At 62.0% G+C, this 22732-nt stretch carries 21 protein-coding genes and 1 pseudogene; 8 read left to right on the top strand and 14 right to left on the bottom strand.

Annotation, left to right across the window (positions count from 1 at the left end; translation table 11 throughout):
* A partial coding sequence (locus P0D80_RS29740) for a zinc-binding dehydrogenase (RefSeq protein WP_408289062.1) occupies positions 1-853 on the top strand: 853 nt, incomplete at its 5' end.
* Between the two features lie 56 nt (positions 854-909).
* Positions 910-1341, top strand: coding sequence for an Hsp20/alpha crystallin family protein (locus P0D80_RS29735; RefSeq protein ID WP_408289059.1), 432 nt, complete (start codon positions 910-912; stop codon positions 1339-1341).
* 63 nt (positions 1342-1404) lie between these two features.
* Here P0D80_RS29735 and P0D80_RS29730 read toward each other — a convergent pair whose 3' ends face one another.
* Positions 1405-2421, bottom strand: coding sequence for a transporter (locus tag P0D80_RS29730; RefSeq protein ID WP_408289056.1), 1017 nt, complete (start codon positions 2419-2421; stop codon positions 1405-1407).
* Between the two features lie 420 nt (positions 2422-2841).
* Between P0D80_RS29730 and P0D80_RS29725 the strand changes: the two genes are divergently transcribed.
* Positions 2842-3318, top strand: coding sequence for a universal stress protein (locus tag P0D80_RS29725; RefSeq protein WP_408289053.1), 477 nt, complete (start codon positions 2842-2844; stop codon positions 3316-3318).
* A gap of 22 nt (positions 3319-3340) precedes the next feature.
* On the opposite strand, the gene P0D80_RS29720 is transcribed toward P0D80_RS29725, so the two are convergent.
* From P0D80_RS29720 to P0D80_RS29705, 4 genes are all read right to left on the bottom strand, one after another.
* Complete coding sequence (locus P0D80_RS29720; protein ID WP_408289050.1) at positions 3341-4000, bottom strand: nitroreductase family protein; 660 nt, start codon at positions 3998-4000, stop codon at positions 3341-3343.
* 145 nt (positions 4001-4145) lie between these two features.
* Entirely contained in the window at positions 4146-6512 is a 2367-nt protein-coding gene (locus P0D80_RS29715; RefSeq protein WP_408289047.1) for a serine hydrolase, read from the bottom strand.
* On the bottom strand, positions 6509-7765 hold the full coding sequence (locus P0D80_RS29710; protein ID WP_408289044.1) for a putative glycoside hydrolase: 1257 nt from the start codon (positions 7763-7765) through the stop codon (positions 6509-6511). The genes P0D80_RS29715 and P0D80_RS29710 overlap by 4 nt, the downstream gene beginning before the upstream one ends.
* Positions 7765-8601 carry a polysaccharide deacetylase family protein gene (locus P0D80_RS29705; protein WP_408289041.1) on the bottom strand — a complete coding sequence of 279 codons (837 nt, stop codon included), beginning with the start codon at positions 8599-8601 and terminating at the stop codon, positions 7765-7767. The genes P0D80_RS29710 and P0D80_RS29705 overlap by 1 nt, the downstream gene beginning before the upstream one ends.
* 601 nt (positions 8602-9202) lie before the next feature.
* Here P0D80_RS29705 and P0D80_RS29700 point away from each other — a divergent pair.
* From P0D80_RS29700 to P0D80_RS29680, 5 genes are all read left to right on the top strand, one after another.
* Positions 9203-10156, top strand: coding sequence for a universal stress protein (locus tag P0D80_RS29700; protein ID WP_408289038.1), 954 nt, complete (start codon positions 9203-9205; stop codon positions 10154-10156).
* Between the two features lie 93 nt (positions 10157-10249).
* Positions 10250-10738 carry a carboxypeptidase-like regulatory domain-containing protein gene (locus P0D80_RS29695; RefSeq protein WP_408289035.1) on the top strand — a complete coding sequence of 163 codons (489 nt, stop codon included), beginning with the start codon at positions 10250-10252 and terminating at the stop codon, positions 10736-10738.
* A gap of 2 nt (positions 10739-10740) precedes the next feature.
* Complete coding sequence (locus P0D80_RS29690) at positions 10741-11214, top strand: cation-transporting P-type ATPase (RefSeq protein ID WP_408289032.1); 474 nt, start codon at positions 10741-10743, stop codon at positions 11212-11214.
* 132 nt (positions 11215-11346) lie between these two features.
* A complete protein-coding gene (locus tag P0D80_RS29685) occupies positions 11347-13248 on the top strand; it encodes an HAD-IC family P-type ATPase (protein ID WP_494478663.1) in 1902 nt (633 codons plus the stop codon).
* Between the two features lie 199 nt (positions 13249-13447).
* Positions 13448-14098: a BON domain-containing protein gene (locus tag P0D80_RS29680; RefSeq protein ID WP_408289026.1), complete on the top strand. Its 651-nt coding sequence runs from the start codon at positions 13448-13450 to the stop codon at positions 14096-14098.
* A gap of 121 nt (positions 14099-14219) precedes the next feature.
* Here the strand turns inward: P0D80_RS29680 and P0D80_RS29675 are convergent, their stop codons facing one another.
* The 9 genes and pseudogenes from P0D80_RS29675 to P0D80_RS29635 form a co-directional block, all read right to left on the bottom strand.
* Positions 14220-14789 carry a lipocalin family protein gene (locus P0D80_RS29675; protein WP_408289023.1) on the bottom strand — a complete coding sequence of 190 codons (570 nt, stop codon included), beginning with the start codon at positions 14787-14789 and terminating at the stop codon, positions 14220-14222.
* Between the two features lie 243 nt (positions 14790-15032).
* Positions 15033-15460: pseudogene (locus P0D80_RS29670) on the bottom strand (hypothetical protein).
* 713 nt (positions 15461-16173) lie between these two features.
* Positions 16174-16437, bottom strand: a complete 264-nt coding sequence (locus P0D80_RS51895) for a hypothetical protein (protein ID WP_459252764.1) — start codon at positions 16435-16437, stop codon at positions 16174-16176.
* A 61-nt stretch (positions 16438-16498) separates the two neighbouring features.
* Positions 16499-17077, bottom strand: a complete 579-nt coding sequence (locus P0D80_RS29660; RefSeq protein ID WP_408289020.1) for a lipid-binding SYLF domain-containing protein — start codon at positions 17075-17077, stop codon at positions 16499-16501.
* Positions 17078-17252: 175 nt separating this feature from the next.
* Positions 17253-17915: an ABC-type transport auxiliary lipoprotein family protein gene (locus P0D80_RS29655; protein WP_408289017.1), complete on the bottom strand. Its 663-nt coding sequence runs from the start codon at positions 17913-17915 to the stop codon at positions 17253-17255.
* On the bottom strand, positions 17912-18850 hold the full coding sequence (locus tag P0D80_RS29650) for an MlaD family protein (RefSeq protein ID WP_408289012.1): 939 nt from the start codon (positions 18848-18850) through the stop codon (positions 17912-17914). Before P0D80_RS29650 ends, P0D80_RS29655 begins: the two co-directional genes overlap by 4 nt.
* A 123-nt stretch (positions 18851-18973) precedes the next feature.
* A complete protein-coding gene (locus P0D80_RS29645; protein WP_459252763.1) occupies positions 18974-19654 on the bottom strand; it encodes an ATP-binding cassette domain-containing protein in 681 nt (226 codons plus the stop codon).
* A complete protein-coding gene (locus P0D80_RS29640; RefSeq protein WP_408289008.1) occupies positions 19648-20778 on the bottom strand; it encodes an MlaE family ABC transporter permease in 1131 nt (376 codons plus the stop codon). The genes P0D80_RS29645 and P0D80_RS29640 overlap by 7 nt, the downstream gene beginning before the upstream one ends.
* 513 nt (positions 20779-21291) lie before the next feature.
* The gene (locus P0D80_RS29635; protein ID WP_408289005.1) at positions 21292-22659 is read right to left on the bottom strand and encodes a polyhydroxyalkanoate depolymerase; all 1368 of its coding nucleotides are present in this window, start codon (positions 22657-22659) and stop codon (positions 21292-21294) included.
* Between the last annotated feature and the right edge of the window lie 73 nt (positions 22660-22732).

The raw sequence follows: 22732 nt of genomic DNA, 5'->3' as shown, positions 1-22732 counted from the left end.
ATTGATCGGCACGCTGTTCCTGTTCGTGCTGATCGCCAACTGGTCCGCACTGGTGCCGGGCGTGACGCCACCCACCGCGCACCTCGAAACGGACGCCTGCCGGCGCGGGATCTACTCGCACTGCACGACAGGCGGCTGGATTCTGGGTCACATGATCGACGGAACGCAGGCCGAGTACGTGCGCATTCCGCACGCCGAGACCAGTCTGTACCCGATTCCGGCCGGTGCTGATGAGGAAGCGCTCGTCATGCTCTCGGACATCCTGCCAACCGGCTTCGAATGCGGCGTGCTGAACGGCAAGGTGCAGCCGGGCAGCACAGTGGCGATTGTCGGTGCTGGCCCGATCGGTCTCGCCGCGCTCCTGACCGCACAGTTCTATTCGCCAGCGCAGATCGTCATGATCGACCGCGACCGCAACCGTCTCGAAGTCGCTAGCCGCTTCGGCGCCACGGCCTGTATCGACATCGGCAGTGCCGATCCGGTGGCCGCCGTGATGCAACTGACGGACCAGACGGGCGTCGATTGCGCGATCGAAGCCGTACGGGTACCCGCGACGTTCGAATTGTGCGAGGCGCTCATCGCGCCCGGTGGCGTCATCGCGAATATCGGCGTGCATGGCGTCAAGGCCGATCTGCACCTGGAAAAACTTTGGGACCGCAACATCTCGATCACGACGCGTCTGGTCGACACCGTCAGCACGCCGATGTTGCTCAAGACTGTTCGCGCGAAGCGCATCGATCCCGCGCAGCTCATAACCCACCGCTTCCAGCTCGAGGATGTGGCCGGCGCCTACGACACCTTTGGCCGTGCGGCTGAAACGCATGCGCTCAAAGTCATTATCGAGGTGTCCTAGGCAATTTACGAAACCCAGTATCCATGAAGTTCATGGATGATCCCAGGAGTAACACGATGAGCAACCTGACCCGATTTGACCCGTTTCCACTCGAACCCATGTCGGAACTGTTCCAGGGGCTGTTCCGGCCGCTACGCGGCGCGCCGGGCGGCGATGCGCCGCTCGCCGATATCAAGGTCGATGTGACGGAAAGCGACACAGCGTACACGGTGAAAGCCGAACTACCAGGCGTTGAGAAGAACGATATCGACGTTAAGATCGACGGCAACCTCGTCTCGATAAGCGCCAAAGTCGAGCGCAAGCAGGAACTGAAAGAAGGAGAACGCGTCGTTCGACGCGAGCGTTACTCGGGCTCCGTCAGCCGGTCGTTCTCGCTCGCCGCTGAGATCAACGAAGCGACCGCTGCGGCCGAGTACAAGGACGGAGTACTCTCGTTGACGCTTCCCAAAAAGGCGACCTCGGAGAGCAAGCGCCTGCAGATCAATTGATTGCCGTCGCGCCGGGGCGTGTGGCGATACGCGTCCCGGCGGGTCCAGGACTATCGGCACTTTTTAATCGCGCCGTGGATGGAAGATGAGCCATGCGGCAAGACTTGTCAGAAGCATCGCAATTACGGCGACGATCCAGAAGCCGTGAGCATCGTATCTGAAGGGGAGAGCGCCCACGTTCATGCCCAGCAAGCCGGCGAGCAGGTTGATCGGCAAGGCGATGACGGTAACGGCGGTGAGAATGAGCACACTCCGGTTGGTATGCTCGGCGACGCGACCAGCGATATCCTCTTCCAGCAACTTGATACGCTCCTGCAGACTGTCAATGTCGCGCAAACTCAGGGCAAACTCCTCCGCGGATTGTCGAAGCGACTGGATGTCATCGTCACGTACCCATGTCGGTGGCCGGCTAACAAGGCGGAACAGCGCGGCGGGTTCAGGCGCCAGCTGGCGGCGCAGGCTCACCAAATCGCGACGGATAACACCCAGGCTTGAACGTTTTGGCAACTTGCCGGCGAGCAGAGTGTCATCCACTTTGTTGGCTGTCTGCGCCGCCGTCCGCACAATCCCCATCAGGACATCAGCTTGTTCTTGCAGCAGGTTGATCAGGAGCGCCATGGGGCTGTGGAAGGATTCTCCAGCTTCGACAGCCAGCCTCAGTTGATTGACTGAACGCAGGGGAGCACTGCGCACGCTCAACAGACCGCGATCGCTGACATTCAGCCACAAGGTCGCTACCTGCAAGGGCTTCTGCCTCCCGAAATCGTATTCGACGTCGTTGAGTATTGCGATGACATCTTCATGTATGTGCGAGATGTGTGTTGAATGAGAGCCTTCTCGGAGGGTTTCGGTAAACGCTTCGGGCAGGACGGCATGTTGCAGCGGCCGGTTGTCCAGCACGGCGGGAATGTCGTGAAAATGTAGCCAGACATATTCGCCATTACCGTCATTCTCACGAGCCAACCACTCGGCCGCTGAGCCTGCATCAATCTCGCGACCTGTTCCGTCAGTCGAGAAAAGATAGCCTCGGTCCAGCGGAAAAGTGGCTGTTTTCTGCGCTGACAGTGCGGCGGTGCTCATTTGATACTCCTTCCTGCCATGCATGCACGAATGCGCATTGGCTAATGTGTCAACGCAGATGAATTCAGCATAGCCACCGCGCAAGCAGGCTCGTTGACGTCGGTCAATTCACGTGTCACCCGCGTGAAGGGCGACGGATGGGATACAGGAGGGAATAGGGTTAACGGGCGCAGGTGGGAGCGGGGAGCGGACATCGCCTGGCGGCGGCAGGCCTGCGGTCGCACGGTCGGCAAGTTTGTCCACATCTTGAACGCACTGCTCTGCCGGTAGACAGCGGTCGTACCGGTTACGCACATACAGCGATGGCTTGACGCAGGTCAGGTGGCGCAAACCGTTTGCGCCGATGATCCACTTATCTGTTGCGGTGGGCAATATCCAGACTTCGCACGGACTTCCCGGAACGTCCACGAGGAGCGGTTCATGTACCAGAAGATTGTCCTTGCTCTGGATGGTAGTGACTCATCCAGATGCGCTCTGCACGAAGCACTCAAAATTGCCCGGCTGACGCATGCGCGGGTTCACGCAATTTATATCGTCCATCCGTGGTGCATCTCCCGGTACGCAGGCTATTTCGACCCCGCGCAGCTTCGTCAGGTGCAACGTGACGATGGCCGCATTATTCTCGAGGACGCGCGCCAGGCGATGGCCGGGTGTGGCGTATCCGGCGACACTGAGATCGAGGAAACAGAGAATGCAGCCGACGACATTGCCCACTGCCTCGCCCGTTGCGTACAACGCCAGGGCGCCGGCCTGGTGGTGATGGGCACACAGGGCCGGCGGGGCATCGGGCGATGGGTGCTGGGCAGCGTCGCGGAAACGTTCTTGCGGCGCGCGGAGGTGCCAGTTCTGCTCGTCAGGCCTCCGGAGGAACCGGTCGAGGCGCCTCCGGGCCCGTAAAGCCGCCCTCACCGCGCCGTCACTACGCCCGGCATTCGGCTGTGCTGAAACCTACTGTTTGAGCGAGTATCGGCAACTCGTCTTCGTTGAGCGACAGTGCATCCGCAAGCAGCCGCGAGTTGATCCAGCCACGGATCACGCTAGCAAGCCCTGCCGACGCACAATACAGCGAGACGTTCTGTGCAATGGCGCCGGCTGTCACAGCGGAGAAACGCTCACGCTGTTGGGCGGGCATCGGCGGTAAGCGCGAGGTGCGAACCACGTAGACCAGATCGAGCGGCGCCTCGCCGACGAAGTCCTGGTAACCAGTCTGTCCACGCGCATCGATTGCGTGTTTGAGGACAAGCTGATGGTTCGGTGCGTCGTAACGATAGACACCGTTGGGCAGCGCGGCATAGATGTCGATTTCATTGAACGCGTGCGGTGACGGTGCGGTGCGGCCGCCTGCTGCCGGCCGGTTGATCCCGTCGGCCGCCCAGAGTAACTCGCCGAGCACGGTGGGCGGCAATGCCGTCGGCGCAAACGCCCGGCAACTGGCTCGATGGGCGAGAGCGGTCATCAGCGGCACGCCACCGTTCAAATCGGCCTTGGGCAGCGCAATGATGGCGGGCGTGTCGCCCTTGACAGCTGAAAGCCGCAAGACGGGCGCGGGCTTGTACGCGAGAAGTGGCATGTCGGTCATATCGGACTCCGTTAAAGTGTGCCCGTCAGCCGCCGCGGCGGCGCGTTACCGAGGACGGGCGTCACTCTACGTTAGCCCCGGATCGCTTCTAGCCATTGATGCAAATCAGTCGCAGCACATTGTGTGCTTGCGAAAGCGCTGCACGTCAATAACGCAAATACTTCTCACGCAAGGCCGCGAAGAGGTTGCTTTCTCGCGTAGCGATCATGTCGATCTGATCGAGTCGGGCGCCTTCGCGCAGCGCCCGCCACACGGCGTTGGATCCGATCGCGTCGCGAGTCGCGGCGATATCGAAGCGCGCAGGGTAGAGCGCATGCAGCGTCACGGCAAGCGCCAGACCGAGGCGGCCGACATGCGGCGCCGCGTCATTTGGATCGCGCACGATCTGCACGCCGTGACACAGACGGCCGTGCCAGTTCGACTCAGTCGGCACGAAGTCGGTCGCTATAAAGTGCGCGCCGATGTCGAGAGCGTTCAAGGCCGTTGCGAGACTCGTACTGTCGACCCACGGCGCCCCGACCAGTTGGAATGGTGTGCTCGTGCCACGGCCTACGCTGACGTTGGCGCCTTCAATCATCGCGACCTCGGGGTATAGATCCAGTTGTGTCAATGTCCGCAGATTCGGTGACAGCGGCGCCCAGCCCAGTCCCGTGTCCGCGAACCGCATGGCGCGCCGATAGCCGGTCATCGGAATGATGTGCAGATCCGCGCCGATATGACGCTCGCGATTGAAGAGCATCGCAAGTTCGCCGACCGTCAGGCCCGGCTGAAGCGGCAAGGCGAAGTAGCCGGTGAACGATTCATGTCCTACATCGAGCACCGGGCCGCCGAAGCGGTCCCCGCCCAATGGATCGGGGCGATCAAGTACGAAAAGCGGAATACCGCGAGCCGCCGCGGCCTCGAGCGCGTAGCCAAGGGTTGTTTCATAGGTAAAAAAGCGCACGCCCGCATCCTGTATGTCGAAGACGAGTGCGTCTATTCCCTCGAGCGAGCCAACGGGAAAATGCTGTGTGCCGCCATAAAGACTGTGCACGGTGAGCCCGGTGGCCGGGTCGCGTGAATCGCCGATGCGTCCATCGATATCGGTATTAAGGCCGTGCTCGGGCGAGAACAGCGCCGCGAGCGTGACGCCGGGCGCGTGAGCGAGAACGTCGACCGTGCGGGCGCCCGCTGCATCGAACCCCGTGCGGTTGGTGACAAGCCCAACGCGCCGGCCAACCAGCGGTGTGAATTGCTGGTCCTCTAGCACGTCGAGGCCGCTCCTGACTGGACCCGATGCGGCAGGCAACCGGTTTGCCTCGGTCAACGCAGGCGTAGCAGTGGACAGGGCTGCGCGGATATCGGCGGCAGCGATGTGCGGTGCCTGGCTCGCGATTGCGGCGACGAGCTGCGCGCGTAGCGGCCGTGCGTCGCCCTGATCGTTCGGGTGGACGCGGTTGGTCAGGATCACAACAAACCGGCGCGTGACTAAATCCACCCAGATGGCGGTGCCGGTATATCCTGTGTGCTCGAGTGCGCCGATCAGCGGCAATCGATCACGGTTCGCCACCAGCGGGCTCGTGAGCACCCAGCCGAGGCCTCGCCAGGGATGGGCGCTTATGGGCGACTCTGCGGCTGCCATGAGCTCGATACTGGATGCGGACAGCACGCGCTTAGCCGGCGTCCTCCGGCTGAGCCCGCCGTTGAGCAGCATCTGCGCGAAGCGGGCGAGATCGTCAGCGGTGGAAAAGAGCCCTGCGTTTCCGGCAACGCCCTGCATCCAGCTTGCCAGTGGATCATGGACTTCGCCGCGGCGCATGCCGAGCTGCCCCGCTGTCGTGGGGGCGCTGCGCGCGGCGTGTTTCGCGTCGGGAAGAAAGCCGGTGTCCCGCATGCCTAGCGGGGCAAAAATATGCGCGCGGCAGTAACGGTCGAAGGGCTGATGCGTCACTCGCTCGACAAGCGCCCCCAGCACCGCGAAATTCAGATCGCTGTAGATCACTCGCTCGCCCGGCGTGGCGTACAGGCGTTGCTGCGCGATTTCGCTCAGGACGGCCGCGCGCCCAATACGTGCCGGCCGCGAGTTCAGATCGGCTCGCAACCCGGACGTATGCGCGAGCAGCTGACGCACCGTCACCGTGTTCTTGCCGTTCTCCGCGAACTCCGGCCAGTAACGCATCGCGGGGGCGTCGAGTTGCAGGCGTCCCGCTTCCACCAGTTGCATGACCGCCGTCGTGGTCGCAATCACTTTGGTCAGCGAGGCCAGATCGAATACCGTGTCGACGGTCATCAATTCCTGATGCGGCTCGGTCATGCGTTGGCCGAAAGCCTCCCGATACTGGACCTCATTTGCATTCCCGGCCACCACTACCGCACCCGGCAGCCGGCCGGCTGCGATCTGTCCAGTGACAATGCGGCCGAACTCCGCGCGCATGCCGGCGTCGAAAGGGGCGGCCCGCACGAAGAGCGGTGCCTGCGACAGCGCAAGGGCAAGCGCCGCTCCCATGACGGCTCGCGCCAGCCGGCGTTTCATCGCGGCAGGTCCGCGGGATCGTAACGATTGCGCGGGTTCCATAGCATCCAGCCGTCGCTGCCGGCGGCATCCGCAGCAGCAGTCTGCGCGCGAATCTGCGCTGCGTCGAAATCGCGATGATCGAACGCGTAGTCACGAAACGCCTGCAGCCACGGGCGGAACCGGACGCTCGGCAAGCGCGTTCGCTGCACCGCCTCGTCGAGCGAGCGACGAACGATCTGGCCGGGGTCCGCAACCGGGTTCGTGCAACCCGGCAAGCCCCATGTGAAACCGGAGGGATACAGCATCGGCGAGATATAGTCGAGCGGATTGCCAAGCAGTTCGATCTGCTGGCCGATTGCGGTGTCGTCCAGATTCCAGCAGACGTAGCCGAAGATATCCGCTGCAACGAATACGTTATACGGCGCAAGGCGTGCGCGCGCAGCTTGCAGGAACCCCACGATCGCAGCGGTGCGGTTGGCTCGCGTATTGGCCTGCGAAAAGTGCAAGTTAGCGGCGTCGGGAAACCGCACATAATCGAACTGGATTTCGTCGAAACCCATTTTCGCGGCTTCTTCGGCGACGTCGAGATTGTGTTGCCATACCTCGCGCGAAAAAGGATCCAGCCACTGCAAATGTTCGCGGTCGCGCCACGGCTTACCGTTCGCATCGCGTACCGTCCAGGCGGGATGGGCATCGGCAAGCGGGTCGTCCTTGAATACGACGATACGGGCAATGAGGTAAAGATGCCTGCTGTGCAGGTCGGCAAGCAGTGCGGGGAAATCGCGCGCCATGGGTCCGGTAGCTTTTAACTGCGCCGACGCGCCGACAGCGTCACGTGCGGCACTGTGATACGGGGTGAGCCCGCGGTCGCCTTTGACATCGATCACCAGTGCATTGATTGCCGTGGATTGCGTGAGCGCGAGCGCTTCCTCGCGCAACGTGGTGCTCGTCACGCCGTACACTGACAGGTACACTGCCTTGGGACGAAACGGCGTGAGCTTGAGCGTCAGCGGTGTATCGCCGCGTGTGTCGGTCTGCATGCGCAGATATCCGGGCGCCCGGGCGGCGACGCTCGCGACAGATGAATCGAACTCGAAGCGGCCGTCTTTGCCGGTGTGCTGCACGCCGGCTTGAGTGGTCACGAGCGCTTGCGGGATTGGATTCCCGGTGACTTCATCGATGACAACGCCTGTTGCCGCGCCGCACGGAAGGCTCGCCACGAGAACGGTGAGCGCGATCGCGGCGCGGAGCAGGAAGTGATGGAATGCCATTATCGATTGCCACCGGAGTTGGAGTCTGGCCGCGGAGCCGGTTCGCCGAGCAGAGCGGCAAAGCCCGCAACGCCGTATGAGTCGACCATCAGAAAGCGCGGCAGGGCGAGCATCCGCGAATGCCGATCGACGCTGTGCGCCTCCAATGAAAAGGCAGCGATATAGCCCTCGCCGGCGGCCAGCGCCATTAACTCTTCATCGTAAATGCCGAATGGCCAGGCCAGCAGGTCGACACGGCCGCCCACTTCGGCCTCGATCCGCTGACGCGACATATCGAGCTGCGTCCGCACGAAATGCTGAAAATCCGCGGGCGACCGGCGGCGCCGTTCGATGTTGAAGTTGGGATGCCAGTACGTGTGCGACTGAACGTCAAACAGCCCGCTCTCTTTGAGCGTGCGCAACTGCGTCCACGTCAATGCATAGGAAGCGTTCGAGATCGCAGACGGGTAAATAAAGAGCGTGATTGGCAGGCGTTCGCGCCGAGCGATCGGCAGCAATTCGTCGAAGACCGACCGGTGTCCGTCGTCGACGGTCAGAACAATGGGACGTAGTGGCAGTTTTACGGATGAATCTGTCATCCAGTTTACGACATCCCTGAGCGGCACCACTTCGTAGCCGCGCTCCCTGAGGAATCGCAACTGCGCCTCGAAAGTGGTGACACGTACCGTCATCGAATCGTTTACGGCCGCCGCGAAGCGATGGTAGACCAGAATCGGCACTCGCGTACCCGGCGTTTGCGCGTGTGCTCCGAAAGCGAACCAGCACACGCCAAGAAGCACTGCGCGCCACCATTGGTCGCTGAAGCGGATGCGAAAGCGGGTTGCGGTCAGCGGCATGAATGTCCCATTTCAATGGCCAGGTGGCGCTTCATCTGGCCGTCGCACGGCATTGCGCTCAATCGGCACCGCTGCGCCGTCCAGGACATCGAGTCGGGCCAGTAGCGCTGACGCCCGCGCGGCCACCGGACTCGGTGTGTCGGGCCGCATTGCCACGGATTCAACGCGCGTGCGCCAATACGTTGGCTCAAACACAACGTGCGACGAGGGACGGGCTTCACGTTCGAGTAGTCGTTCGAGCATCCCGATCATGGAAGTGAGATGCGCGAGATCACGTTCATCAAGGTGGATTGGCACCATATATTTGACGGGTCTGATGGTAACTGGGCGGTGTCGTTTGAAGTGATCGCGACGCCACGGCGACATTGCTCTACCTCTATCAGAATAGGGGTGTGCTCAAACGGCCGGTTGATCCCCGTCAAGTGCACGCGATCAAAAGCGCGCGGGCAGTGCAAGGAGGGCCCCGTCTGGGCATTCCGGACGGGCATGCGGACCGCGATGGCGGCCGGTTGACATGCGTCAATTTTTGAAAAGGCGGTGCGAAGAGAATCAAATATCGAAACCAGTGCGCCGAATGTAACGCCTACATGGAGAACGGATCATGAGTACCGTGTCCGCCGACGGTAAAGCAGGTTGCCCCATTAAACGGGTAATCATCGCTGTCGACACGTCGCCAGAGTCGGCGCGTGCGACGGCTTACGTGCGTCACATGATGCTGCCGGGCGCTCGGATCCGGATTGTGAGTGTCGCTGAAAATCCCCGCGTCATTCTGCCCCTCGGGTCGATGACGGATGCCGAACTGCAGCTCGCGCGGAACGAGTTGGCCCGCGATGCCGCCGAAGGCGTGGCGCGTGCAAAAAATATATTCACGAATGCCGGCGTCGACGTGGAATCGGACGTCATAGAAATTTCGAGGCAAGGCGGCTACACCGCGAACGCGTTGATCGACGCCGCGGCTGAATGGAAGGCGGATTTGCTCGTCGTGGGGGCGCGTCAGCATCACGGCATGCTGCGCTGGGTCGAAGGAACCGTGTCGGAATCGGTCACCACGCAGGCGCCGTGTTCCATTCTCATTGTGCCTGCCAGCTACGAAGCCCCGATCGAGACGTCGCCGCAGCGGATACTTTTCGCGCTGGATGGGAGTGCCGCTTCGCAGGACGCGTTGAATTTCGGTTTGCGGCTGGCTACGCCCGAATCCCGCCTTCGTGCGATCTATGTGATAGATCGTGCCGTCCGGCTGACCGATCTCGCGCCGGTGCGTGTCCTCGAAGAGGCCTTCGTCCAGGAAGGAAAAGTGGCTCTGGCGGCGGCAGCGAGGGTGTTTGCCGGACTGTCGAATCAGGCTGAGACCGCGTTTGTCAAAACGGCGCAGATACGCGACGACGTACCGCATGCGATCGTCCGCGAGGCAGAGGAGTGGCGTGCGGACCTGATGGTCGTCGGCACTCACGGACGGCGCGGCGTCGCGCGCTGGCTCCTCGGCAGCGTGGCCGCCCGGACCGCGCGCCTTGCTCACACGCCGTTGCTGCTGGCGCGGCCGGGCCCCGGCGCGTGAACGGGTGGAGGACATCGCCTGAATACGCGCCATGTGAACGCGGATAGCGCCGGGCCGACTCCGGGCGTTCACGAATCTGGAGGTCTTTCCGACATGTCGATCTTTAATCCACGCCTGCTGCGCATCGCTATGGCCTTCGCGTTACTTGGTGTGAGCGCCGCGACTACCGCGCAAGCGCTGCCCGAGGCGGTCAGCCGCAACGGCGTGCTGTACATGACGGGCGGAATTGGCGAAGACGAGGCGAAGACATTTCGCTCGCTTGCGCCTCGGTACAGTCTGCGCATGACGTTCACCGCCGCCGCAGGCAACTATCTCTCCGATGTCGATGTGACGATTGCAGATGCGTCGGGCTGCGCCGTTCTTAACACCCTTACCGAGGGTCCGTTCCTGTTCGTGATGCTCCCCGCCGGGCGCTATCGTATCGTCGCGCATGCCGGGCGCACGAAGGTTACGAGGGAGGTTGAGATTCGGCGCCGCGGTGGTGTGGAACTTCGCATTGTCTTGCAGGAGCGCGCGACCGGCGATGCGCAGGCGAATTGTCCGCATTGCCACGCGTCAGTGCGGCGTCGGGGCGAACCCTGATCGTGGTGACTTCTGGCCCCGCGTCCGCAGCGACTATCGCTGCCGCGCCGCCGTCCACTGCGCCCTCGCCAAGGGCAGCAGGTGGACTAACCCAAGCCGAGGTCAGTGCGTTGCAGGCGCTACATGGCCGCAATGCGATCGCACCCGCCAATCGTCACCTCTGGTGGAGCACGATTCGCGGCGCGCTGACCGAGGATATGTTCCTGCTACTGCTCATCGCGAGCGGTCTGTATGGTCTCGTCGGCGACATGGCGGAGGCATTGACGCTGCTCGCTCTGGTCGCTGCCGTGCTGCTGCTCACAGTCGTCCAGAGCCATCGCACGGCGAGCGTGCTCGAAGCGCTGCGCGATCTGTCCGCGCCGCGGGCCCAGGTACTACGCGACGGCCAGCGGGAATACGTGCCGGACGGAGTTGGTGCCCGGCGACATCGTCTTTATCGAGGAGGGCGCGAAGGGTGCCGGCCGACGGCACAGTGACGGAAGCTTCGCGACCGCGATCGACTCACCAGTCAGCAATGATTCGTCGACACTCAGTTCGTGTGCTAGTTTGCCGGTTTCCCCAGCGAATCGCCGGTCGACGTGTCGCAGAGCCGCCTGATTTCGGGTTCGATGGCGGTGCGCGGTCAGGGCCGCATGTACGTCACGGCGACGGGCGCGCAGACCGACCTTGGCCGACTCGGCACGCGTCTTGCCACCGTCAGCGAACCTCCGTCTCCCCTGCAGGCGGAGATTCGGGGTTTTGTCAGGCGTTTCGCAACGCTCGCGGTGATCATCTGCGTGCTTCTCGTCTTCGCCTATCGTTGGCGAATGGGTGCGTGGATACCCGGCCTGCTGGCCGGCATCACGCTTGCGATCGGAATTTTGCCCGAAGAACTGCCGGTGATATTCACTGTCTACATGGCGCTCGGCGCGCGCCGGATCGCGAGAGTGGGCGTGCTGACACGGCGTCTGAGTGCAATCCAGACGCTTGGGCAAACCTCGGTGCTGTGCGTCGACAAGACGGGGACATTGACACAGAACCGTATGTCAGTGCGCGCACTCTATGCCGGCGGTGAGGAGCAGTGGCTAAAGGATGGCACGGTCAACATCGGCCCCGCGTTTCATGAACTGCTGGAGTACCTCGTTCTCGCAAGCGAAATCGAACCGCTCGACCCTATGGAGCGTGCGTTCCACGAGACAGGCCGTTCCTGCCTCGCTGGCACGGGCCGGCTGCACGAGCAATGGTCGCTCGTGCAGGAGTACGCCTTGACACCTGAACTGCCCGCCATGTCGCACGGATGGGAGACACCCGAACTCGATCACAGGCCGGTGGCGTGCAAAGGTGCGCCCGAGGCGATCTGTTCGTTGTGTCACCTCGAGTCCGGCGACGCGCGAGCGCTGATGGAGCGCGCAACGCATATGGCGGAAAGCGGCCTGCGTGTGCTCGGCGTGGCCCGGGCGCGTCACCATGGCGGAGGATGGCCCGAACAACAGCGCGACTTCGAGTTTTCGCTGGTGGGGCTGGTCGGACTGCTGGACCCCGTGCGCCCGGAGGTGGCAGGGGCGGTGGCGGAACTGACAACTGCGGGTGTAAGGGTCGTGATGATTACCGGCGACTATCCATCAACGGCGCGGGCCGTCGCGACGGAGGCCGGAATCGACAGCGCCCGAGTCATGACGGGCGCTGATCTCGAGGGCATGGACGACGCCGCGCTGCAACGCGCCATCGACAGCGCAAGCGTCTTCGCTCGGGTAAGGCCGGAGCAGAAGCTGAGACTTATCGACGCGTTCAGGCACGCGGGTGAGATCGTCGCGATGACAGGCGACGGCGTCAATGATGCGCCCGCGCTGAAAGCGGCGCATATCGGCATTGCGATGGGCACCCGGGGTGCCGAGGTGGCTCGCGAGGTCGCTTCTCTGGTGCTGCTGCGCGACGACTTGACGCCGATCGTGTCGGCCCTGCGGCTCGGCAGGCGCATCTATGACAATCTGAAGCTGGCTGTGGCGTACACGATTGCCGTACACATTCCGATGATCGCTGCCGCGACGGTACCTGTTCTGGCCGGCTGGCCGCTCATGCTCGCGCCGGTGCATATCGTGTTCCTCGAAATGATCATCACGCCTGTTTGCTCGATCGTCTTTGAGAACGAACGGGAGAGCCGTTCACTCATGCGTGATCCGCCGCGGCGAATCGGCGAACGGCTGATGTCTAACCGGACGCTTGCGCTGAGCATCGCGGTTGGATCCGGGGCCGCTCTGATCGTAGTTGGCGTGTATGCGTCGCTGTTGGAACGCGGATTGGAGGCCGTCGATGCCCGGACGGCGGCCTTCCTGCTGCTCGTAACGGGCAATATCGTGCTGATGTTTGCTGTGCGCGCCTTGCACCGGCCTGCGGGGCGCCGTACGCGCGGAACGAACCCCTACGGATGGGCCGTCGTGCTGGTTGCAGCGCTCAGCTTAAGCGCGTTGATGATGTGGCCCGCACTGGCTCGGCTGTTCGGTCTGCGTCCGTTGCTTGCCGTCTGGACGTGAATAGGTCGGTATCAGGGAGGCGCAGAGTCATCACCACGCTTGACCTTAATCAATCGCATCGCGCAGCGGAGCATTAGGCTGAGTGTGCGGCGCATTTTAGGTCGTACAGCAGGGGCTATTTTCTGATATTCGCTGCGCCGAATCAGTAGGCAGGAGCGCGTCTTATCCCGTTGCGTCGTAATTTCGGAGGGCAACAACCATGAAGCCGGACAGTCAACTGAAGCAGGAAGTCGAGGACGAACTGATGAGCAGTCCGGCCGTCGACGCAAACGGGATAGGCGTTGCCGTAGTCGACGGCATCGTTACTCTCACCGGACACGTTCCGGACTATGCGACGAAAGTCGCAGCGGAAAAGTGCGCGACCCGAATCGCCGGCGTCGTCGCGGTGGTCATCGGCATCGACGTGAAACTGCGCGAGTCGGAGCAGCGTACCGACGAGGACGTCGCCCTAGGCGCGCGCGCCGTTCTCGACTGGATGGCGGGCCTCGAGGAGAATGCGATCAAGATCAAGGTGGAGAAAGGCTGGGTGACGCTGAGCGGCGAAGTCCAGGACGGCTATCGCAGCCGCATTGCGGAGAAAAATATTGTCCACATGCGTGGCGTGACGGGAGTCACGAACAGCATCAGGATCCGGGGCTCGGCGTCCCCGCTCGACATCGAGTACAACATCCGCAAAGCCATTCAACGCCATACCGATCGTGAGTTGAAGCATGTGGGCGTCGAAGTCGATGACGGCCGTGTGATTCTGTCTGGCCGCCTCAGTTCGACCATTGAGCGCTCAATCGTGACGGGGGCTGCGCGCTCGACGCCTGGCGTAAAGGCGGTTGTAGACCGTCTTGTGGTCAGTTGACGACGCGGTGCGTTGACGCCGCGCTCACTACCATGTCCGGCGGTTTCATACGCGCCGCTTAAGTTCATGGTGACGCGTGCCCGGCATCCTTCCGCAGGCGGCCCCTATCCTGTCCGTGTTATCACTGAAAACCGGGCAGCCCAATTTGCCCCGCCCTTTGCGGCACCCGGCGCACCCGGTCAACGTTGAAGCCCATGCGGGCAAGCCGGTTGAGCATGTCCGAATAGGCGGTTTCGTCGATCGTCGGAGTGCGCGCGAGCACCCATACCATGTTGCCATCGGCCATGCACCGGATTGTATAACGATAGTCGGCGTCCACATACGCGGTGACGACCACTACTTCGAACGGCCAGATCAATCCCACCCGCCATGTGGTGTCACCGGTTCCAGGCATGACCTTCGCCACGAAGTGGCTTCCCGTGACGGGCTGATCGAAGCTGTGACGCCGGCCAAGGTACCTGTCGTCGATTTTGCCGTCGGCGCGCAACGTCCACTCATCGTAACTGCCAACGTAATCATGCTCGCTGAGAAACGGTGTGTCCGCGATAACATACCACTTTCCCATATACAGCTTGAGATCGATCGGCGGACCTGCGACGCATGCCGAGCGCGACGCCGTGACCGCGGGATCGTGCGCACACCCTGCCACCCAGATGGCGAACGCGGCGATGCACGCTATTGACCTGTGCATAGTGGTCTCCTGCTTGGTTCAAGGTGGTTAGGAACGACACGCGTTCCACCAACCCGATCATTCGACCTCATTTCCCGGAGACCCGATTGACAAGGGTCAACCGGATCCGAAGCCGCCCGCGAGACCACGCAGTCTGCCAGCGCGTCGAACGCGACTCGAGCTATCTGGCAGAAGGTTTTGCGAAGGCGCATACCAACCGGTCATGATTGACCGCGGCGACGGGCCGGCACCACCGCTTCAAATTCATGCCGCAAGACACACATGCACGCTGGTCAGGTCAAATTCCGTGGCGATCGGCAGCAACCTGTGACGCCATTCCCAGCCGCCGAATATGTCGTGGACATTTTGCAGACAACTCAACAGCGCGATCGTCCGTTCATCGTAGACGTTGATCCTTGCCTGCAACAGCGCCCTGCGCAGTGCGGCGATTCCGGCATCCATATAGGAGGACCGTCCGGTCGCTGCGGACATGAGATGGCGTACGCGGCACGCCTTCCATGGCAGACGTGTAGCCCGCCGCCCGGATAAAGCTGCCGACAGGACATCCGCCACACGGTCCTCGATACGCGGGTCCGCCTCTGGGCAGGAGAGGTTGCGCGTCGCTGTTCGAAGAGATGGTCGACGGCGCGATCAAAGATTTCCTGACCGGTCAAGAAATTAACGGTTCGCATGATATGTCTCCTGCACTGGGACGACGAACGCCCTCGAGGAATCGCGGCGGCCGGTTAATTCCAGTATTGTCGACAGAACCACGCGGAGAAATCAGTACAGCAGGAGATTGACGAAGGATTGACGGATCGCGGGTAGGATTTATCTGACGTGCCATCAGGAGTAATCCTGCTGTGCCGTCTGCTAGCGGCCGCGACACCTTCCCCGCAGTCCCGTGCAGGAATGAACCGCCTTCGTCAATGGACTGGATAGTCCGCTAAAGTGAACTATTTCCTTGCGAAGGCGTGGATGAAGACAGGCTAGCCCGAGAATGAGGAACGCGCCTGGTAGCATTAAAAGGCCAACGAGTACTGTACTTCTCAACATATCGCCTCCGATCCCGATTCGTTTCGCCACGGATCGAGCATAGAGTTCATTCGCTGTGAGAGATTGACGTGCGTCAAGGCTACCGGCGCACTCGCCCGATTGAATTCGACAACGCCTCATCACGCCTGCGTGCCTGCTTGCGCAGTGCGTTTTTCGCAATTCGAACCAAAATGCGAGCCATGAAGCGCCCCGGTCTGAAACCTTAGATAGCCGTGATAGCCAATGAGCAAGCGGGTTGACTCATGTCAATGTGGAGGACGAGTCAAGCAATAGAGTGAAACGGGACGTTGTCAACATGCGCCAATCCGGACGACCCACTGGCAGGGGACATGACGCGTCCGCGAAAGTACTACCAATCGTTTGAGGAAACATGCCTGTCCACAACGCAGACATCGGGGCCGTTTTCACCGAAATCGCTGATCTGCTCGAGATCCAGGGCGAGAACCCATTCCGCGTGCGCGCGTACCGCAATGCGGCACGGTAGTGGGCGAACTGAGTAGGAGAAGAGCTCGACGTGATGAATTCGTGCGCGAGTTGATGGCTGCGAGGCAGTGAACCGCCGGGTCGGAATAAGGGCCATCATCGCACCAAGTGCCACGAGCAACGTCTTCATCACGTGACACCACGCGTCACATCGGCTTGGCCTGGTATCGATCCCGCGGCATTTGCCGCGATTACACCGGCGCCTTTGAGAAATGCGTGCCCGTCAGCGACAGGTCGAACATCAGGCCTTCCTTGGTCTCGACAAAGCCCACGATGGCATGGCGGGCCGTATTGGTGTCGAACTTGCCGCTCTGACCACTCTTGGCGAAGGCCACAGATCCATCGACGCCGGCCGTCCAGCCCTTGCTGTTGCGGAACCGGTCGAGCGCGTTCTGGGTGAGGAACACGAGGATTACGCTCTTCGATTCGAAACCAAGTTGCGCCCCCACGGACGCGGCTTTTGCGTTGTAGTACGTGTTCGGCGCGCCGGGAACGCGCAGGACGCCGCGCCCATATTCAGCACCGAGTATCGCGCCACCGGCGCGGACGTCCGGAAGAATCAGGACGCCTTTTGCGCTGGCAATCAGTTCGCGGGTTTCGGGTGACTTGGTATAGAGGTGTTCCAGCGCGGCGCTTGCATCGACGTCCGTCTGCTGCAGCAATGCCACCGTGGTCTGTGGTTGTGCCGCGTCCTGCTGGGCGAAGGCGGCGGGCGCGATGGCAGCCGCAACGGCCAGTGCGAGGGCAGAGAGTGTCTGTTTGTTGAACATGGCGAATGTCTCATCGGGCAAAAGAAGGGTTTGAGGTGACGCGGCCCAAGCGCATTGGATCGGAGCGGACCGCATGTCGTGAACGGGCTGATGAAACGATTTTGTGTGGCGTGTCCGGGCTCGCGATTGACGCATGTCAACGGCGACGGGGGAGCGGGTTTTCGTGGCCGGCGTTTTATCCGCAGTGTGTCGCGATGCATGCCACCCAGCCGGCGAGGCGCCTGCTCAAGGCATCGGTTGCGTATCCGAACGACCGCACGACGCTGCCCGCATCGGCGGCGGCCGGAAAAGCCTCGACGTCGAACCGGTGCGTTGCGATCACGCTATGTGTACCGGGGTCGACGAGCCGAACGTCGAGTCCGACGTGCACCACCGGCTTGCCGTCGCGGTATTCGGTCTGAAACGCGCGAAGTTGCGCGTCGAGTTCGAGTGGGGCGCGCAGCGTGCCCTCGTCATCTGCCACGGCGATGAAGCGGTCGTCATTCGCGAACGCTTCCACCGGGCGGGTACGCACCATCGTCGGTGCAGGGTCGCTCCAGCGTGCGCCACGGTTGGCTTCGATCGTATCGGGAGTCGGCATCACGACGATCCTGTTGCCGGCCAGTGTGGCACCGATCGCGACGGTGCGGATGCGCAGCAGCATTGGGGCTGCGGCAGGCGTGCCGGCGGCCGGTGTGACGGGAGCGCCGTCTGCGGCTGTGGATGCCGACGAGGTGTTGTCGACGTGTTGAGCCATTGGCAACCCGTACACGTCCGGCGTGCGTGCGGGAAGCAGTGCGGAGCACGCGGCAAGCGCGCCGCAAAGAATAAGACGCAGGGCCGTCCCGGGCAGGTTCATGGCGAGAACTCGCGCAGCTTGTCGCGACCGAGCAGATAGGCGGAAGGATCGTCCTGAAGCTGCTCGGTCACCGCGCGCAGCGATGCGAGCGTCGCACGCAGCTCGGCAAGCGTGGGGCCGAGCTGATCGGCTGCGCCGAGTCCGGTATTGACCGACGCGCGGTTGGCCTGGATCAGTTGGTCGATGCTATCGCTCGTGCGTGCGAGTGAGGCGGTCAATTGCTGCACGTTCGCCAGAATCTGTTCGCCATGTCCCGACGCGAGCACATTGCCCTGTTCGATCAAACGGTCGGCGTTCTTCAACGCATGGTCGGCGTCGTGCGCGCTGGCCGTGATCGTCGAGAGCATCGCATGCATGTCCCCACGCTCATTCGCGAGTGCGCCGGCAACCTGTTCGATGTCGGCCAACGTGCGGTCGATCCGCGCAGTATTCTCCGGCGAGAGGACCCGCTGCGCCGCGCGCAGTACGGCATTGAGGCTGCTGACAAGATCTTCCCCGCCTTCGGCGAACGTCGACAGCGCGGAGCGCGACGCGACGATGACGGGCATCTCGCCATGTGATGCGGTGAGGCGTGGACTTTGAGGCGTGCCGCCGCTCAGCTGGATGACCGAGGTGCCGGTGATCCCGGTCATCGCGAGGCGAGCCTCGGTGTCGCGCTTGACGGGTGTCTTCCCGCCGGCGCGAATCAGCGCATGGACCTGGCGCGGATCCGTTGGGTCCAATGTGAGCGTGACGACGTCGCCGTCGTTGACGCCGCTGTACTGCACGGAACTGCCTTCGAAGAGACCGTAGACGGATTCGTGGAAGATGACGTCGTAGTACGTGAAGCCGCCGCCCGTCGGTCCCTTCGCGAGCCACAGTCCAAACAGCATTGCCGCCGAGACGATCGCGACCGTAAAGATGCCGATCAACACATGATGCGCTCGCGTTTCCATCTCAGAGGCCCTCGCGCAGTTGTGGCATCGCAGCGAGTGCGGCTTTGCCACGCGGTCCGCGAAAGTATTCGCCAATCCATGGGTCGGCGTAGTTCGCGACTTCCGGGAGCGGTCCCACGGCAATCACGCGCTGCTGGGACAGCACGGCGACGCGGTCGCAGATCGCACACAGCGTATCGAGATCGTGCGTGACCAGAAAAACCGTGAGTCCGAGCGCGTCGCGCAACGTATGGACCAACTGATCGAAGGCGGATGCGCTGACCGGGTCGAGCCCCGAAGTCGGTTCGTCGAGAAACAGGATCTCCGGATCGAGCGCGCCAGCGCGGCGCGTTTGATCATGCCGCCAGAAAGTGACGCTGGCGCCTTGTCCACCGCGTCGGGCGTCAGGCCGACCAGCGCGAGCTTGACGCGGGCGAGCCGTTCGGCGGCGGGGCGTGCGAGCGCGGTATGTTCGATCAGCGGCAGCGCCACGTTGTCCAGCACACTGAGCGACGAGAACAGCGCGCCGCGCTGGAAAAGAATGCCCATGCGCTCTTCGGCACGCATGCGCTCGTCTGGACGGAGTTCGGCGAGGTTCGAGCCGAACACACGGATGCTGCCAGCATTGAACTCCCGTAGCCCGATGATCGAGCGCAGCAGCACCGACTTGCCGCTGCCCGAACCACCTACCACGCCGAGAATCTCGCCGCGCATGACGTCGAGGTTCAGGTGCTCGTGCACGAGCTGCGTACCGAAACGGTTCAACAGGTCGTGCACTTCGACGACCAGCTCCCGACGCTCGTTAGGATGGTCGCCGTTCACCATCCCATCTCCATAAAAAAGAGCGCGGCAATGGCGTCGAGGAGAATCACGACAAAGATCGATTGCACGACACTCGACGTCGTATGCTCACCGACCGACTGCGCGCTGCCCTCCACGCGGAGCCCTTCGAGGCAGCCGATGCACGCGATCAGGAACGCGAACACGGGTGCCTTGCCCATTCCGATGAAAAAGTGCTGCACAAGGATATCCAGGCGCAACCGGCTCACGAACATCGTCGGCGAAATGCCGAAGCGCAGCATGCAGCCGAGTGCACCTCCGAACATGCCCGACATCATCGCGACGAACGTGAGGATCGGCAGCGCGACGACCATGGCGAACACGCGCGGCAGCACCAGCAGCTCGATTGGGTTAAGGCCCAGCGCGCGCATTGCATCGATTTCCTCGTTGGCTTTCATCGAGCCGATCTGCGCGGTGAATGCGCTGGCGGTGCGACCGGCCAGCAGGATCGACGCAAGCAGAATGCCGAATTCGCGGAGAAACGAGAAGCCGACGAGATCTATCGTATAGATGCTCGCGCCGAAATCGCCCAGCATGGTTACGCCGAGAAATGCGATGACTGCGCCGACCATGAAAGTCAGCAACGCGACGATGGGCAGCGGATCAAGCGCAGTCTGCTCGAGCTGCGCGACGACCGACGTGATGCGCCAGCGTTTCGGGCGCCACGCGGCGCGCACCAGCGACTCGAGGACGAGGCCGATGAACCCGACTAGCGTGAGTATGCGCTCGGCAAGCCGCAGAACGGCGGCGCCGATGCGCTCGGGCAGTTCGATCACGCCGTTGCGTCGTTGTACGATGGGCTGGTCCGGGACTTTCCCGACGGCGAGTGCAACCGCGTCGAGGAGGGCGAGACGGTCGCGGTCGAGGCCGGCGGCGTCGTGCAGCAGGCTTCGCAGGCGTTCGGGGCCAAGCGCCTGTGCAAGCAAGGCGGCGCCTGCCGTGTCGAGTCCGCCAAGCCGGGAGAAATCCAGCGAGCTGATGGCGCCCGGTGCGACCGGATGCACGCTCAGCGCATGCAGCGTGTCGTAATGCGGCAGCGTCCAGTTACCGACGATCGCCAGCACACCCGTTATGGATATATCGAGTCGTTGGGAGGACGAAAGGGACATATCGGGCACGCTGGTCGAAGGGACGGAACGAGACTCAGTCCAGTATTGCCCCGCGCATGATCCGGATACTGACATGCGTCAAACTTTGGGGCCACGTGGTGGGATGCACGAGCCGTTGAGTCAGTCCATATGAACGACCGAAGGCCAGATGAAGACGTTGAATCCGGCGTTTGATCGTCGCGGCGGCGCCGCTGGTTTTGTTGTTCGCGTGTGGTTTTGTACAGTTCTCGGGTTGGTGCATAAGATCGCGGTGATCCATCACTGGCCGCTCGCACGACGACCTGCCAGTCGGTGCCGTGTTTTTCTTCGGTTTTGCGATGGTGCTTTTCGGCCGAAGTGTGCGGGTACTGGTTAGTACGCGCTAGTGACTCGTGGTGCTGGTTGAACCGCGTGCCTGATTGGGGATGCCCAGGTTAACGATCCGCGTTAACGCCGGGTCGCGTGACCTCATGAACGACGCTGCCACATCGCATCTCCCGGTCTCGTCCGCTCGAATAAGACCTTGCGAAGCCGCTAGGATGGGTGCGGCTCAGTTGCATTTCCGTTGTGGGCAAGAATGAAATCTGCTATGCGGGGAGCGATTTCAGTACGAAAGCGTGAGCCGTTAAATACGCCGTAATGTCCCACGCCGGGCTGGAGCCAGTGTAAATGATGCGGCGGCGGGATACTTGTGCAAAGCTGATGAGCAGCCTCTGTCTGACCTACGCCTGAAATGTCATCGTGCTCGCCTTCGACTGTCATCAGCGCAACGCGGTGTATCTGTGACGGGTCGACCGGCAGCCCTCGATGCATCATCTCGCCTTTGGGTAGCGCATGACGAATGAAAACCGTGTCGCATGTCTGGAGATAAAACTCGGCACACAGATCCATGACTGCGAGGTACTCGTCATAGAAGTCATGATGCTTTTTAGCCGAGTCGCGATCGCCAGTGATCAGATGGTGGAACAGTTTCTGGTGCTCTTCCATATGCCGGTCAAGGTTCATGACCATAAAGCCGTAGAGCTGCAGGAAGCCCGGATAAACGTCGCGCATAAAGCCCGGATTGGGGAAAGGTACTTTGGCGATTACGTTTTGTCGAAACCATTCAAGGCCGCGCTTCCTTGCAAGCGTGTTCACCATGGTCGGATTAATTCGCGTGTCGATGGGACCACCCAACAGTATCATCGAGTGCGGGACTGCCGGGTCGCCGGCGCTCTCCATCAGAGCGATCGCAGCGAGTACGGGAACAGAAGGCTGGCATACCGCCATAACGTGTACGTCTCCACCCAGAAGCTGGATCATTGCGATCACATATTCGATGTAATCGTCTAGATCGAAGGGCCCTGCAATGAGTGGCACCATTCTCGCGTCTATCCATTCCGTAATGTAGACGTCGTGCGTCGGCAGAAAGGCCTGGACCGTTCCGCGAAGTAGCGTCGCGTAATGGCCGGACATTGGCGCCACGATGAGCAAACGCGGTTGGGGCTGGGGCGTGTGATCCAAAGACCGTTCGAAGTGAAGCAGACAGCAGAATGGTCGTTCCCAGACGGTAGTGATACGTACCGGAACATGCTTGCCGTCAACGGTCGTCGATACAATGTTCCAATCGGGCTTGCCATAGCGGCGCGTCGCGCGCTCGAACAGATCGAGAGCTGTGCCGATTGTCCTGCCTTGTGGCGTAGTCGCGATCGGGTTCATCGGTAATCCAAGGAAGCTTTGGCAGGCCCGCGTCCATGCCCGTACCGGACCGAGCATCGTGTGGGCCGTTTCGTAGACCAGGTATGCGAGTGCTGCCCGAGTCAGCGCCGGTTCGCCCGACTTTTCAGGACTGTTGCAAAACTCGCCGATAATGGGAGCCCCGCGCCGGGGACGCACTGAGGATGCCAGGTTTTTCTCATTCATTAGTTCACCTCGAAGTGCCCATGCTGCCTGTCTTGCCGGACGGCCAGGTTACCTGATTACATGCGTAGCCGGG

The sequence above is a fragment of the Paraburkholderia sp. RL17-373-BIF-A genome (assembly GCF_046030175.1).
Lineage (GTDB): Bacteria > Pseudomonadota > Gammaproteobacteria > Burkholderiales > Burkholderiaceae > Paraburkholderia.
The sequence above is the reverse complement of the archived record's forward strand: the minus strand, read 5'-3'. Positions and strand labels throughout refer to the sequence as shown.